The sequence below is a fragment of the Streptomyces sp. NPDC046203 genome, from assembly GCF_040646255.1.
Taxonomy (GTDB): domain Bacteria; phylum Actinomycetota; class Actinomycetes; order Streptomycetales; family Streptomycetaceae; genus Streptomyces.
On the sequence record NZ_JBEYZX010000034.1, the window covers coordinates 14,252 to 28,526 of the forward strand.

Here is a 14,275-nt window from a genome sequence, read left to right on the forward strand (position 1 = left end):
GAAACGGGCCTCGGCGACACCCTCGCGGGCGCGACCTGGCACCGACTCACGGCCGCGCGACGCCCCCTCGGGGAACTCCCCGAGGGGCTGCCCGGGGAGTTCTCCGGACAGGCTTGACCTCAAGTGCGCTTGAGGAGTGAGCCTTTGGTCATGGACATCATGGACATCGAAGAGATGCAGCGCCGTTTGCGGTCCCTCACCGACCGCGCCGAGATCACCGACCTGATGAACCGCTATGTACGTTCGCTCGACGACGGAGTCTTCGACGAGGAGTGGGCCCGCGCGTTCCACACCGAGGACGTCACCGCGGAGATGCCGATCGGCACCGTACGCGGCCGCGACGCCCTGACGGCCCGGGTCCGGCGCGGGATGGCCCTGTTCGACCGCACCGTGCACCTGGGTACCGACTACGTCATCGAGGTCGACGGCGACCGGGCCACGGTCCGCGGCGCCCAGCTGAGCACCCACGTCCTGGCGGACGGTTCGGAGTCGGGGTCGGGGAACGTCTTCATCTCCGCGGGCCACGCCGAGAACACCTTGGTCAGGACGGTCGACGGCTGGCGGATCTCCGCCTCGGCGCTGCGGGTCGTGTGGACCCAGGGCACTCCCCCGCGTCTGCCGGACGACTTCGCCGCCGCTTCTCCGGCCCGGGCCGGCGCCTGACAGACAGGCGGACGGACGCCTGGAACGTGCCACGACCTCCGCTTCGGCGGGGGTCATACCGCGTTCCAGGCGTCCGTGGCACATCCGGTCTCCCAGTGCCACCAGCCCTCACGCGTACCGCGTGCGAGCAGCTCCTTGATCCCGGCCATCGGCGCTCCGGCCGGCACGGTCAGCGCCACCAGCGGGAACTCCGCACTCAACGATTCCCCGCCGAGGCCGTAGGGCGCGAACCGTTCCCCCACCGCCCGCGCGCTCGGGCCGAGCGGGCCGCCGGGCACGGGGAGGACCCGGATCGCGACGTTGCCCGAGGCCGTCTCCCGGCCCGTGGCCCAGTGCAGGCCCTCGCCGTCCGTCACGTACCGGACCACGTCCCCCTCGGCCACCCCGTCCTGCAGGAACGGCACATTGACCACCCGGGCCGTGCCCGGGCCCACCGGGAGCGCCCACAACCCCTCCGTGTCCTGCGGCAGTCACCCTTCGCGCGGAACGAAGCGGAACCAGACCTTGATGCGGTCGGCGGGGGCGGCGGCCAGAGTGGTGAGGGCGGCAGGGATCGTGTCCATCGGGCGAGCGTAATCAGCCGCCCGCCGCGCCCCGGCCACGGGTACTACGGCGGCCTTCCGGGGCCTCAGTCCCACGCGTTGAAGAGCACGCCGCCCAGTGTGGTGATGCCGTAGAGGCGGACCCCACGCCACTCACCGACGCTCAGGACCGAGGTGTCGACCTCGGGGAGCGGCCGCGCGAGCAGCGCGTGGTCGAGCACGGTGAATCCCCGATCGGCGAAGGCCCCGGCCCAGGGCGGCGGCGCGAGGAACTCCTCGGTGTACCAGTCCCGTTGCTCCCGGGCGAAGGCGATCCACGGGTGGTGGGCGTGACAGAGAACGACGACGGGCCCGTCCGCCCCCTCGACGACCGCCGTATGGAACGTACGCGGGTGCGCCTGCTCCTCCACCTCGCCCACCCGGCCGCCGGCCACCCGGGCCGCCGTGTGCAGCGCCGCCCGGAAGGCCCGCGGGTCGGTCTCCGGAAGCGGCCCGTCCCCGGGTCGGAAGAAGCCCGTGGCACCGCGCGGCAGCACGAACATCTCGTTCTCTTCCCTGGTCATACGGTTCCCCTTCCAGTACGCCCGAGGCCGGGCCGGAGCCGAGGTCCGGGTCGGCGTCCGGATCGGGGCCCAAGCCCGGCCCTGCCCCTGTCCCCCGCTCCCCGCTCCCCGCTCCCCGGGCCTCGTACATGCCGGACGCGCGACGCGCTACGGCACCAGCACGATCTTGCCCCGGGTGTGCCCCGACTCGCTCAACTCCTGGGCGCGTGCTGCGTCCTTCAGCGGCAGGACCTCCGCGACGTCGAGCCGGAGCCGGCCTTCGACGGCCAGGCGGGCGTGCTCGGCCAGCCAGCGGCGGGCGAGGTCGTCGGCCACGCGGACGCCGGAGAAGACCACACCGTGCGCGTCCGCGTCCGCGGCGGCGATGGTGACGATACGAGAGGTGTCGCCGCCGAGCAGCTCGATCGAGACCGGGAGCGTGTCGTGGCCGGCGGCGTCGAAGACCGCGTCGACGCCCCGCGGGGCCGCCGCGCGGACCCGGTCGGCGAGCCCGTCCCCGTACGTCACCGGGATCGCGCCCAGTTCACGCAGGAACGCGTGGTTGCGCTCCGAGGCCGTACCGATCACCATCACACCGGCCGCGACCGCCAACTGGACGGCCACCGAGCCGACGGCGCCCGCCGCCCCGTGCAGCAGCAGGGTCTCGCCCTCACGCACGCCGAGCGCGTCGAGAACCCGCTGGGCGGTCTCGCCCGCGACCGGGATGGCCACCGCGTGCTCCCAGGACAGACCGGCGGGCTTGGGGGCGACGATGTCGGCGATCGCGTACTCGGCGTACGCGCCGGTCGCGCTCCAGCCGAACACCTCGTCGCCGACGGCGTATTCGGTCACGCCGTCGCCGACCGCGTCGACCGTTCCCGCGAACTCGAGTCCCGGGACAGCCGGGAAGGTGGTCGGGTAGAACAGCTCGACCCAGCCGTAACGCCGCTTCCAGTCCACCGGGTTGACGCCCACCGCGGCCGTCTTCACCCGCACCTCGCCGGGGCCGGGCACCGGCAGGGCCACCTCGGACTCGTGCCGCAGTACGTCGGCGCCGCCGAACTCCTCGTACACGATCGCTTCCATGTTCCGCTCCCCCGTGGGTCGTCGGCGACGGTTCGCCCGCCGCTCCTCCTTCGCCGTCCGTGACGGACGACTCCCTTGATCCGCCGAGCTGTTGATCCGCGCGGCCCGTCGTGCGCCGCGCCACTCCCGGTGATCTCTTTCGCCGATCTCCTCGGCTGCCTCAAGCTTCCGTCGCACACCACCCCGGCTCCGCCACCCGAACGGACAGTCGCACCTGTCCGAAAGGAGAGCCGAACGGCCCGCCGATGCCTACGCTGAAGCTCATGGAAACGGCTCTGGAACTCACCGCGACCGACGCCCTGCTGGCCGCCCGCGACGTGATCGGCCGCCCGCTGGGCACGGTCCTGCCACGCCTGTCCGAGGTCCTGGAACCGCTGATCCCGCACCATGCGGCGGCCGAACTCTCCACGCACTGCGCCCACTCGCCGTTCAAGTACGTGGGCGGTCCCGAACTCCCAGTCACCGCAGCGGAATTGGAACCGCTCTACGCCCACGGCCCCGCCGCCGGCCACCCCTGGCAGGGACGCGCGACCATCGGCGGGGCGGAGCGGGAGGTGGTGGCGGTACGGAGCGACGCCACTCCCCGCGGCTCGGTCCTCGTCCTCGTACGGGAGGACGGCGCCGCCCCGGCGGACCCGCCCGCACTCGCCCTGACGCAGCTGCTGTGGGACCTGGTCACCAGCCACTTCGACCGGTTCGCCACGGAGGCGATGCCGGGGGCGCTGGCCCGTTCCCGGGCCGCCGCCGACACCCGGGCGCGGGTCACGGCAGAGCTGAGCACCGCGCACGCCGCCGCGCTGTCCGGGGTGCTCGGAGTGCTGCGCAGCCGCGCTCTGGACGACAACGTCGCCCGGGCCACCGCCACCGAACTCGCCGTATCGGCACTGGCCGAGCTGCGGGCCGAGTCGCTGCGCGACCGGTCGATCGCCGGGGAACGGGCCACCGAGTCCTTCGCCCGGCTCGCGGACGGCCTGCGCCCGATGCTGCGGCACTCCCCCGTACGGCTCGAACTCGCCCCGCCCGAGGGCCCGTCCGCCGACCGCACCCTGCCCGGCGACGTGGCGCACGGCGTCCGGGCCGTCGTCCGCGCGCTGCTGCTCATCGTCCTCGACCAGGAGTCCGTCTCCCGGGTCCGGGTCGGCTGGACGGTGACCGAGCACGAACTCCTCGCCTCGATCCGGGACGACGGGCCCGGCCTCCTGGACGCCTGCCCGCTCGGCGCGGGCAGCGTCTCCGACCGGCTCGAGGTCCTCGGCGGGGGCCTCACCGTCGACGCAGTCCCCGGCTGGGGCACCACGATCACGGCCACCGTCCCCCTCGCGCTCCCGGATTCCCCGGCCGGCGCGCTGGACCCGCTGATCGGGCTCGGCGAACGCGAGGTGGAGGTGCTCGGCCACCTGGCCCGCGGCCACCGCAACCGCCGTATCGCCGAGGACCTGCACATCAGCGAGTCCACGGTGAAGTTCCACGTCGCCAACATCCTCACCAAACTGGGCGTCGCCTCCCGCGGCGAAGCCGCCGCCCTCTTCCACCAGGCCGCGTAGCGGGGGAGGGCGACGGGTCGCAACAAGCCGGGCGGGCCACCATCCGGTCACGGGCCGCCTGGTCGGGTCCTCACCCGTAGCCGCACCCGTATTCACGCCCGTAGTCGCGTCCGTAGTCGCATCCGTAGCCGCATCCGTAGTCGCGCCCTGCCGACGGCACCGCCGAACCGGCGCGAGATCCCGAAGAGGAGCAGAGCGTGGGAAGTCTGTTGAGGAGCCTCTCCGCGATCCACTGGGCGGAGCTGCGCGATGCGACGGGGGCCGGGGCCGGCGGCATTCCTCCGCTGCTGCGCCGGATCGCCTATGGGGACGAGGACACCGCCCGCACGGCCATCGACGACCTCGGCGACGCCATCTGCGCACTGGGGTTCGTCGGCGGCGAGGCGACGGCTCCCACGGTCCCGTTCCTTCTCGAACTGGCCGGGTCACCCCAAGTGGCCTGCAGGGCAGAGTTGTTGGATCTTCTGGGAAGCATCTACCGGGCCGACCAGTGGCACTCCGCCGCCTCAATCCCCCACCGCGAGCGCGATGCGAACCGCCGGCGGCAAACCGGCTGGGAGACGGCCGCAAGAACAGCCGTGGCCACGGGACGGCCGGTCATTGAACGTGTCGCCTCCTCCAGGCCGGAGGAGGCGATGGCTGCCCGGAAGTTGTTGCGGGTGATGGACGGCACCCCACCGTTCCCGGAGCCGTGAGCGGTCGTGGCAGGACAGCTCTCCGGCAACAGGACGACCAGACGCCCGAGGACACGGCCGAACCGCCTCGGCCGTCGCCGAGTCCACGCCGGCAGGACCGTAGTCAGGTACGCGCCGCTCGGACGTGGCCAGTGGGCTGTGGCCCCACAGCCCACTGGCCGGGCGGGGGGCGGACGGAGCGAACAGGCGGGCGGTGAGGCGGCCGAGCAGGCAGGCGAGTCCGGTGAAGCGGCGGGGCAGCCCGGGCAGACCTCCCGGGCCCCCTCCGGCACGACGCGACTCCACGCACCGCCGGATTGTCAGTGGCGGGTGCCAGACTCGCTCGTGTGAACGAAAGGTGGGCCGTCGCGCCCGAGCCGGAGGGCGGCGGGGCGCTGCTCGTACCGCTCGGGGGCGACGGGCTGCCCGCCGGTGACGTACGGCGCGAGCCCGATCTGGCGGCGGCCGTGCGAGCGCGGCCGGATGTGACCCGCTGGGTGTGGCGCAACTCCGCCGAGGTGTACCCCCGGCTGCTCGCCGCCGGAGTGCGGGTCGAACGGTGCTACGACATCGAAGCCGCCGAACAGCTCCTCCTCGGCCACGAGGGCCGCCTGGGCGAGCCCCGCTCGGCCGCCGCGTCCTGGGCACGGCTGCACCACGCGCCGGTGCCGCCCGACCCGCCCGTCCGGCAGGCGGAGAGCGCGGCGGCGCAGGACTCGCTGTTCGAACCGCGGGCCGCCGCCCCGCTCCCCTTCGACTCCCTGCTCGAGGTGTACGCGGAGCAGCAGCGCCGGCACGACCGGGCCGAGCACCCGGGACGGATGCGACTGCTGACGGCGGCCGAGTCGGCGGGCATGCTGGTGGCCGCCGAGATGCACCGGGCAGGACTGCCCTGGCGGGCCGATGTGCACCGGGAGGTGCTCCACGGGCTGCTCGGCGAGCGGTACACGGGCGGCGGCGAGCCCCGCCGGCTCGCGGAACTGGCCGACGAGGTGTCCGCCGCGTTCGGCCGCCGGGTGCGGCCCGACCTGCCCGCCGACGTCGTCCGGGCGTTCGCGGGGGCCGGGATCCGGGTGCGTTCCACCCGGCGCTGGGAACTGCAGGACGTCGACCACCCTGCGGTCGCCCCGCTCCTCGCGTACAAGACGCTGTACCGGATCTGGACGGCGCACGGCTGGTCGTGGCTCGCGGACTGGGTCCGCGACGGCCGCTTCCGCCCCGAGTACCTGCCCGGCGGCACCGTCAGCGGCCGCTGGACCACCAACGGCGGCGGGGCGCTCCAGATCCCCAAGGTCATCCGGCAGGCGGTGGTCGCCGACGAGGGCTGGCGGCTCGTCGTCGCCGACGCCGACCAGATGGAACCCCGGGTCCTCGCCGCGATCTCCCGCGACCCTGGTCTGATGGAGGTCGCCGGGCACCCGGACGACCTGTACACCCGGCTGTCCGACCGCGCCTTCTCCGGCGACCGCGACCACGCCAAACTGGCCCTGCTCGGCGCGATCTACGGGCAGACCAGCGGCGACGGCCTCAAGAACCTCGCGGCTCTCCGCCGCCGCTTCCCCCGCGCCGTGGCCTACGTGGACGACGCGGCCCGGGCCGGCGAGGAGGGCCGGCTCGTCCGCACCTGGCTCGGCCGGACCAGCCCGCGCGCGGTCAGCGCCGACGACGACGGCCCGGGCGAGGCCGGCCTGCCGCAGGATCTCCCGGCCGCTACGTCCCGGGAGGACGGACCGGAGCAGTACACCCCCGGATACGCCTCCTCCGACGCCCGCGCCCGGGGCCGCTTCACCCGCAACTTCGTCGTCCAGGGCAGCGCCGCCGACTGGGCCCTGCTCATGCTGGCCGCCCTGCGCCGCGCCACCGCCGGTCTGCGGGCCGAGCTGGTCTTCTTCCAGCACGACGAGGTGATCGTGCACTGCCCGGCCGAGGAAACCAAGGCCGTCACGGCCGCGATCCGCGCGGCCGGCGACGAGGCGGGACGCATCGCCTTCGGCGAGACGCCGGTCCGCTTCCCGTTCACGACGGCCACGGTTCAGCGCTACTCGGACGCGAAGTAGGGCCTTTCCCCCGCCCCCGCCCCCTCCGCCCCCCACCTTCGTGCTGCGGTAGCTTCCAGTCCCCGTCAGCCCGGGACCAGGCGGACGGAAGCCAGGGGCATAACCGGACCAGGCCGCCCCCTGCCCATCCGAACCGCCCCTGTCCCAGGCCGAATCAGGTCTGGCGACCCCGCATCGGGCAGCAAGCCGTGTGATGCCCTCAGCGCTGGACCGTCCCTGCCCCGTCCGCTCCCGCCCCGCCAGGCATCCACGCCCAACCGGACAAGAGATCAAGCGAGTCGAGAACGACCTGTCCGAAAGCACCTGAGGGGCCGTCTGCGATCACGCCGAGCCCGACCAATCGAACTCGTCCCCCAACCTGACCAGGCCGCTCGGACCCGGCCAGGTCAGGCCGGCCAGGCTGACCTGGCCGGGACCTAGCAGGTCGGACCTGCCAGCCCAGTCGCTCCAGGACCGGTCAGGACCGGTCCTGACCGGGTAAGCCGGGGCAGGTCCAGCTTTCTCCTGCCCCGACCAGATCGGGAGCCGGCCTGGGACTGAGGCCGGGCCGGGGGCCGGGCCCGGGACTCGGGCCCGGGACTCGGGCCCGGGACTCGGGCCCGGGACTCGGGCCCGGGACTCGGGCCAGTCCATTCCGGGCCGGGCCGGCCCGGTCTAATCCGGACTGTCGGCCCAGTCGCCCGGTCCAGTCGGGCCGGCCTGGCTGGTCGGAATCGTCTCCGCGCCGGCGCGTTATCCCTGGGCCAGGGTGCGCCACTTGAGGTTGGTGGCTATCCCCTTCAGCTGCGCGGTGGTCAGAGCGGGCTCAGGGCGGGTCGGCGCCTCGAGCTGGCTGCCGGCGTTGAAGGCGGAGACGACGACCCGGAAGCCGTCCTTGGTCATGGTGTCCGCCATCCACCAGACGGAGCCCTCGACACCCTTCTCTCCGGCCTGCTTGGTGACCTTCACGAGGGTGCCATCGGGTTCGGTGGTGACACCGTCGCCCGAGAAGAGATCGTCCCGGACCGACCCCATGTCCTCCTGGACATTGACCTGGACGAAACTCCGGCCGGCGCCGTCGTCGACGATCAGATAGCCCGAGCCCTGGCCGACGACCTTCAGTCCGTGCCCGTGGGGCAGCAGCGACCGAAGCATCGCCGTCACCCGGGTGGTGTCCAGTTCCTCGTGTACCGGGGCGGACGGGTCGGCGGTCGGCTTGCCGTCGTTCTTGCCCGGCTGCTTCAACTTCTCCAGCAGCGGGTGCCAGCCGTCCGCCGTGACCAGTGCCCTGAGCTGGGTCGGGTCGAACGGCGGGTTCTCGCGGCTGATCGCGGAGTCCTTCTCCGTCGGCGCGTTGTACTCGCTCGCGTCGATGACGAAGCCGTCCTTGGTGAGCAGGACCGCGCGCCAGTTCTTGGTGAGGACCCGCTTGTCCGGGTACTCGTACCCCTGGAAGATCATCAGCCGGCTACCGCCGGGCAGCGCCTTCTCGGTGCAGTCGTCGTACGGCGTGACCACCCGGTCCGGACAGGTCACCAGATCCCGGCCCGCCTCGCCCCGCCCGGCCGTCTCCACCCGGCGGAGGCCGACGGAGACGCCGGCCTTGCCCTTGCCGTCGTCGTAGACACCGGTGGCGAACGTTGCGTCGCTGCCGTGCAGGTCGTCGAACGTCCACTTCCCCGCAGGCGTGTTGGCCTGGAGGACGGCGGCGACATCAGCGCCGGTGACCGGCGTTCCGGCGGGCTCGCCAGCCACGCTCGTCGCGCCATCGACGCTTCCGCCACCGCGAGCCGAGCCGCCGGTGCCGGCGGCGGAGACGCGCTCGTGGCCGGCGCCGAGCAGGGACCCGCCGTACACCCCGCCCACGCTGACCGCGGCGAGCGCGAGCACACCTCCCATCGTCGCCGCGCGACGGCGGAGCAGCTGCCGGCGCCCGCGGACGAGACCGCCCGCGGCGAGTCCGCGGCGGTCGTCGGCCTCGAAGCCCTCGCCGGCACGGCGCAGGGCCTCGCTCAGTTCCTCTTCGAATCGGGTCTTCGTCACATCGTGGTCTTTGTGGTCAGGCATGGTGGGATCACCGTTCCGGGTCCAGAAGTGAAAGTCAGGGCGAGGTGCGAAAGCGTGGTGTCGCACAGGTGGTGCGGGGTGGTGCGAATCCCGCGGTGGGTGCGGTCGGTGAAGTGCGTGCGGGTGGTGCGACGTACGGCCGGGCCGGACAAGAGCCGTGACGGGCGTCTGTGCCGCCGGGACGAGGACGTCATCAGGAGGACGCCATCAGGACGGCACCGCCCCGGCCGCTTCGCTCCATCCGACCCCGGGCACCGGTGGCGACACCCCGCCGAAGCCCGCGGCCAGGGGCCGGGGCCAGGGCCGGGACCGAGGCCGTGTTCACCGAAGGGGAGCAGCGAGCGGGAACGAGCGGGAAACGGGTCAGCGGGCGACCAGCTCGGCGACGTTGCCGCCCAGCCGCTCCCGCAGTTTCGCCAGGGCGCGCGTGGAGCGGGTGCGGACGGCCGCCGTGCTGACGTGCATGGCGTCCGCGGTCTCCTCAATGCTGCGGTCCTCCCAGTACCGCAGCACCACCACCGCCCGGTCCTTGGGCGCGAGCCCGGCGAGGGCGTCGAGCAGGGCGACCCGCAAGGCGGGATCCTCGCCGCCGTCCGGAGCCCGGTCGGGCAGCTCTCCAAGCGGACGCTCGGTGGCCGAGCGTCGTCTGCGGTGGCTGAGGAAGGTCCGTATCAGCACGGTCTGCGCGTACCCCGCGGGATTGCCCACCCGGCCGATCCGACCCCACAGGGCGTACATCCGGCCCAGAGTCTCCTGCACCAGATCCTCGGCGAGATGAGTGTCGCCGCTGGTCAGAAGACATGCCGACCGGTACAGATGCCCCGAGCGGGCAGAAGCGAATTCCAGAAACCCGTCCGCGCGAGACTGCTTCATCCCCCTCCCCTTCATGCCCCTCCCCTCCGTCGCTGTGGCACGTTCGCTTGTTTCGCGCCCTCACCTCATTGACGCGGTGGCCCACGGGAAATGTTTCAGCCCGGTTTTGCGCCCCTCCGCTTTCCGCCCCGCCGCCTCCCCTGTCGCTCCCCGCCCCGCCCGTGGGCCCCGGCCGCCCCTGGACCTCGGGAGCCCTGACGGCCTCGGAGGCCCCGCCCCTCACCAAGGCAAAGAGGGCGAAAAGGAGTAATCATGTCGATATGAACACTTTCCTTACGGGCTCCGCCCCGGTCACCCTGGCCCACGGTGTCTGGGAATCCGGACTCGCCCAGGTCCTCGCCGGTCTGATCCTGGTCCTCGTCCTGATCGGCGCGTTCGCCTTCGGGATCTGGATCAAGAACCGGGAGCTCCCGCCCCCCGACCCCGAGACCCAGCCGCACCGGCCGGAGACCGAACGGCCGCCCGGGGAGATGTCCGAGTACCGCCGCCCGGCCGAGATGCCGCACACCGACGGCGAGCACCGGTTGATGCCGTACCAGCTGAAGGACGGCGGCACGTCCGGCACCGAGACCTCACCCGACCCCCCGAGCGAGGAGAAGCGCAAGTGGGGCGGTATCTCCAGCGGCGGCTTCGGCAGCGGCGGACCGGGCCACGGCGACTGATCCGGCTCCCGGCTCCCGGGTCCGGCCCAGGTCCGGCCCGGGTCGGACCTGATCCGTCCTGACCGGCCCGGGCCGGTTCAACGGATCCAGCCTGCCCCCAGAGGACAGACCCCACCCCCACCCGGCGACCCCCTCGGCGAAGGCGGCGAACCCGATGAGCACCGCGAAGACGACGGAAACGGCCGGCACCGCGAGCACGGCAGGCGCGTCGGGCGCGCCCGACGCGGCCGACAAGGCCGGCGGCGCAGTCGGCACGGAAGGAAGCGCAGGCTCCGGCGCCCTCGCCCGCGGCCCCCGTCTCCTCGCGCTCGCCCACCGTCTGCTCGGCTCCCCGGAGGAGGCCGCGCAGGCGGTGCGGGCGGTGTCCCGGGCCCGCCCCGCCGCCACCCCGGCGACGGCCCCCGCCGAGCTCACCCGCGCCTGCCTGGAACTTCTGCGCGCCAGGGAATCCCTGCGCCCCGTCCCCCGCGACCCCTGGGACCGCGCCTGGCCGGAGAGCCGTCACCACCACCCCGGCGACACGGACGTCCAGGACGTCCAGGACGATCTGGCCACCCTCGACGCCCTGACGCCCTCCGAGCGGGTCGTCTTCGTCCTTCACGACGAGTTCGCCCTGCCCTACGAGGAGATCGCCCCGATCATCGAACGCACGCCCGTCGCCACCCGCCGCCTGGACACCCGGGCCCGGCGGCGTCTCGAAGGCACGGAGAAGATGCCGGAGCCCGACCCCGAGCGCCAGCGCATCGCCGTCGCCGCGTTCCGCTCCGCCGCCCGCGGCGGCGATCTCGCGGCGCTGCACGCCCTGCTCGACCCTGATGTCGTCCTGCGTTCGGACACCGGCGCGCCCCCGCCCGCGCACGGCGCACGCGCGGTGGCACGGACCCTCGCGGACCGGGCGAAGGCAGCCCTGCCCGCCTCGGTGGACGGCTTGGCGGGCCTGGTGCGGGCGGCCCCGGACGGGACGCCGCGGACGGTCTTCGCGTTCACCGTCCTCGACGACCGGATCACGGCCGTCGACGCCCTCGCCGACCCCGCCCATCTGTCCCGGCTCCGGCTGACACCCGAAACCGAGCCCGCACACTAACTAGACCCCACCCGCTGAAACACCGAGATCACCCGGGCACTGGCTCACCGGCACGCTGCCACCCCAGGCCGCCGCACCTGCGCTTACGCCGCCGCCGGACCGCTCCGCAGCCCGAACATGTTCCCGTCGGCGTCCTTCACCGTGGCGATCCGCATCCCACCCCCCACGTCCTGCACTTCCTGCACGGTCCGCGCCCCGGCGGCGAGCAGCGCCTCCAGCGTGCCGGGAAGGTCGTCGACGTCCCAGAACGGCACCGCTCCGGTCAGCCCCTTGCCGTGTCCCTGCGGGTCGAGCCCGAAATGCCGCCCTCCGGCGTCGAACCCGACGTAATACGGCTGGTCCACGCTCGGCCCGGTCCCGAGCAGAGCGGTGAACAGGGCTTTCGCCCGCTCCAGGTCCTTCACCGGATAGATCACGGTGTTCATGCTCATGGTCGTGGTCATGGGGGTGGGTGTTCCTTCCTGTCGCCCGGCGCTGCCGCCGGCGCCCTCGTCCTCCTCCCCTCCCTCAGTCATGGCACAGCCCCGGCCACCCGGGGCGCCCGGACACCGCCGTCCGGCCGGACAACGTCACCCCACGCGCCCTGCGCGCCCCCACACACCCCGCACGCCCCGTACAAGCCCCGCCGCCTCCTGCGTACGCCCCTACGCCCCCTGTTCCTCCCGCGCCCCTCCCCCCGCCACCCCGCCGAATACCGTCCCCGCCCGCTCCGCGATGTGCGCGGGCGGCTCGATCCCGGCCGGCAGCAGCGGATCGGCGACCGGCGCCCCGAACCGTGTGACCAGCGGCAGCACCCCGGCCCACACCCCCAGCTCCGCGTCCGGCCCCTCCCCGTCGTCCGGCGGCCCGCTCGCCACCTTCACGGACGCCTCGGCCAGGTCGAGCGCGAGCAGCGCGGTCGCGGCCAGTTCCTTGCGGCTCGGCTGCCGTACGTACTCCCACTGCCCCGGCGCGGACTGCTCGGTCAGCGCGCGCAGCCCGCTCAGCTTCTCTTCCGGGTCGGTCACGAGACGCGGCACGCCGTAGATCATCGCGCTGCGGTAGTTCACCCCGTGTTCGAACACCGAGCGTGCCAGGACCAGCCCGTCCACATGCGTGACGCTCAGGCACACCACCGCGCCGGGCGCCCGTACGAGGCTGCGGCTCGCGACCGACCCGTGGACGTAGACGCGGTCCCCGTCCACTCCGTACACCGTCGGCACCACCATCGGTGCCCCGTCGACGACGACCCCGAGATGACAAAGGAATCCGGCCCCGAGCACCGCGTCCAGATCGGCCCTCCGATGGCTTCCCTTCTCCCGCATCCGCCGCAGCCGGGTCCGCTCGGTGACCTCCAACTCCTGCTCCATGCCCACCCCTTCCTCACCACCCGCACTCCGCGCGCCAACCGCGCGCGGCCGGAGGCATCCTAAGGAAGCGCCTTCCGAACACTTCCCCTACGGGTCCGGCTCCGCCGCCCCGGCCGCCCCGGCGGGTCACTCGCGCATCACTCGTACGTGGTGAAGAGACAAATGGCGGGCCCGGTTCCGGGCGGTGCGGGCATAGGCTCGATCCCTACGGCAGGAGTTCGGCACAGCGCGGATGCGGAGGAATGACATGGGGGACGTGGTGATCGACGCCCGGGACGGGCGGGACGGCCCGGAGGGCGGACCCGCCGAAGAGGCCGACGCTCCCGGAGACGGGCACGGACGCGGCCGGAAGCGCGGACGCGGAGCGGAGGCCAAGCGGAAACGGCCGATGTGGCAGGAACTGCCGTTCCTCGTCGTGATCGCACTGGGCCTGGCCTTCCTGATCAAGACGTTTCTGCTGCAGGCGTTCCTGATCCCCTCTGGCTCGATGCAGAACACCCTTCAGGTGGACGACCGGGTGCTGGTCGACAAACTCACCCCCTGGTTCGGTTCCGAGCCCGATCGCGGGGAGGTCGTGGTCTTCCGCGATCCGGACAACTGGCTGCTGGGCAATCCGGTGCCGGATCCCAACGCGGCGCAGAAGTTCCTCAGCTTCATCGGGCTGATGCCTGCGGCCGGCGAACAGCATCTGATCAAGCGGGTCATCGGCGTCGCCGGCGACACGATCGAGTGCTCGGGTACCGGCCCGCTGAAGGTGAACGGCAAGCCGCTCTCCGAGCCGTACGTCTATGCCGGCAACACCCCGTGCAGCTCGGACGAACCCGGTCAGTTCAAGGTGACCGTGCCGAACGACCGGATCTGGGTGATGGGCGACCACCGGCAGAGTTCGGCCGACTCCCGCTACCACCAGACCGACAAGAACGGCGGCATGGTGCCGCTGTCGGATGTCGTGGGCCGCGCCGTCGTCGTCGCCTGGCCGATCACCCACTGGTCCACGCTGCCGGTACCGGACACGTTCAAGCAGCCGGACCTCGCCCCCGCTCACTGAGCCGCACACCGCACCGCCCGCCGAGCCACCCCTGACGAATCGCCTCTGACGGATCACCTCCGCCGAAAGCCCGGACCGGACAACCGGTCCGGGCTTCGTCACGAG

Annotated in this window: 13 protein-coding genes and 1 pseudogene; 7 read left to right on the forward strand and 7 right to left on the reverse strand. The window is 73.0% G+C overall.

What is annotated here, in order from left to right; all coding sequences use genetic code 11:
• Positions 1–150 precede the first annotated feature (150 nt).
• Positions 151–663: a nuclear transport factor 2 family protein gene (locus ABZ990_RS22375; RefSeq protein ID WP_361234217.1), complete on the forward strand. Its 513-nt coding sequence runs from the start codon at positions 151–153 to the stop codon at positions 661–663.
• A gap of 53 nt (positions 664–716) precedes the next feature.
• On the opposite strand, the pseudogene ABZ990_RS22380 reads toward ABZ990_RS22375, so the two are convergent.
• The 3 genes and pseudogenes from ABZ990_RS22380 to ABZ990_RS22390 all read right to left on the reverse strand — a co-directional run bounded on the left by ABZ990_RS22380 (position 717) and on the right by ABZ990_RS22390 (position 2,833).
• Positions 717–1,226, reverse strand: a pseudogene (locus ABZ990_RS22380) (DUF4265 domain-containing protein).
• 65 nt (positions 1,227–1,291) lie between these two features.
• Positions 1,292–1,768 (reverse strand): hypothetical protein, encoded by a 477-nt coding sequence (locus ABZ990_RS22385; RefSeq protein WP_361234220.1) that lies wholly within the window; start codon positions 1,766–1,768, stop codon positions 1,292–1,294.
• Between the two features lie 147 nt (positions 1,769–1,915).
• Positions 1,916–2,833 (reverse strand): NADP-dependent oxidoreductase, encoded by a 918-nt coding sequence (locus ABZ990_RS22390; protein ID WP_361234223.1) that lies wholly within the window; start codon positions 2,831–2,833, stop codon positions 1,916–1,918.
• Positions 2,834–3,096: 263 nt separating this feature from the next.
• Here ABZ990_RS22390 and ABZ990_RS22395 point away from each other — a divergent pair, with 263 nt between their 5' ends.
• The 3 genes from ABZ990_RS22395 to ABZ990_RS22405 all read left to right on the forward strand — a co-directional run bounded on the left by ABZ990_RS22395 (position 3,097) and on the right by ABZ990_RS22405 (position 7,108).
• Positions 3,097–4,377 (forward strand): LuxR C-terminal-related transcriptional regulator, encoded by a 1,281-nt coding sequence (locus tag ABZ990_RS22395; protein WP_361234226.1) that lies wholly within the window; start codon positions 3,097–3,099, stop codon positions 4,375–4,377.
• A 197-nt stretch (positions 4,378–4,574) separates the two neighbouring features.
• Positions 4,575–5,072 carry a hypothetical protein gene (locus ABZ990_RS22400; protein WP_361234229.1) on the forward strand — a complete coding sequence of 166 codons (498 nt, stop codon included), beginning with the start codon at positions 4,575–4,577 and terminating at the stop codon, positions 5,070–5,072.
• A gap of 326 nt (positions 5,073–5,398) precedes the next feature.
• The gene (locus ABZ990_RS22405; protein ID WP_361234232.1) at positions 5,399–7,108 is read left to right on the forward strand and encodes a bifunctional 3'-5' exonuclease/DNA polymerase; all 1,710 of its coding nucleotides are present in this window, start codon (positions 5,399–5,401) and stop codon (positions 7,106–7,108) included.
• 732 nt (positions 7,109–7,840) lie between these two features.
• Here the strand turns inward: ABZ990_RS22405 and ABZ990_RS22410 are convergent.
• The gene (locus ABZ990_RS22410; protein WP_361234235.1) at positions 7,841–9,154 is read right to left on the reverse strand and encodes a hypothetical protein; all 1,314 of its coding nucleotides are present in this window, start codon (positions 9,152–9,154) and stop codon (positions 7,841–7,843) included.
• A 363-nt stretch (positions 9,155–9,517) separates the two neighbouring features.
• Complete coding sequence (locus ABZ990_RS22415; RefSeq protein ID WP_361234238.1) at positions 9,518–10,027, reverse strand: SigE family RNA polymerase sigma factor; 510 nt, start codon at positions 10,025–10,027, stop codon at positions 9,518–9,520.
• A 260-nt stretch (positions 10,028–10,287) separates the two neighbouring features.
• Here ABZ990_RS22415 and ABZ990_RS22420 point away from each other — a divergent pair, with 260 nt between their 5' ends.
• Together ABZ990_RS22420 and ABZ990_RS22425 are read left to right on the forward strand one after the other, a co-directional pair.
• Complete coding sequence (locus ABZ990_RS22420) at positions 10,288–10,689, forward strand: DUF6479 family protein (protein WP_361234241.1); 402 nt, start codon at positions 10,288–10,290, stop codon at positions 10,687–10,689.
• A 154-nt stretch (positions 10,690–10,843) separates the two neighbouring features.
• Positions 10,844–11,773 carry a sigma factor-like helix-turn-helix DNA-binding protein gene (locus tag ABZ990_RS22425; protein ID WP_361234244.1) on the forward strand — a complete coding sequence of 310 codons (930 nt, stop codon included), beginning with the start codon at positions 10,844–10,846 and terminating at the stop codon, positions 11,771–11,773.
• A gap of 83 nt (positions 11,774–11,856) precedes the next feature.
• Here the strand turns inward: ABZ990_RS22425 and ABZ990_RS22430 are convergent, their stop codons facing one another.
• Together ABZ990_RS22430 and ABZ990_RS22435 are read right to left on the reverse strand one after the other, a co-directional pair.
• Positions 11,857–12,216 carry a VOC family protein gene (locus tag ABZ990_RS22430; RefSeq protein ID WP_361234246.1) on the reverse strand — a complete coding sequence of 120 codons (360 nt, stop codon included), beginning with the start codon at positions 12,214–12,216 and terminating at the stop codon, positions 11,857–11,859.
• A gap of 201 nt (positions 12,217–12,417) precedes the next feature.
• On the reverse strand, positions 12,418–13,122 hold the full coding sequence (locus ABZ990_RS22435) for a pyridoxamine 5'-phosphate oxidase family protein (RefSeq protein WP_361234249.1): 705 nt from the start codon (positions 13,120–13,122) through the stop codon (positions 12,418–12,420).
• Positions 13,123–13,369: 247 nt separating this feature from the next.
• Here ABZ990_RS22435 and lepB point away from each other — a divergent pair, with 247 nt between their 5' ends.
• Positions 13,370–14,170, forward strand: coding sequence for a signal peptidase I (gene lepB, locus ABZ990_RS22440; RefSeq protein WP_361234252.1), 801 nt, complete (start codon positions 13,370–13,372; stop codon positions 14,168–14,170).
• Positions 14,171–14,275 lie beyond the last annotated feature (105 nt).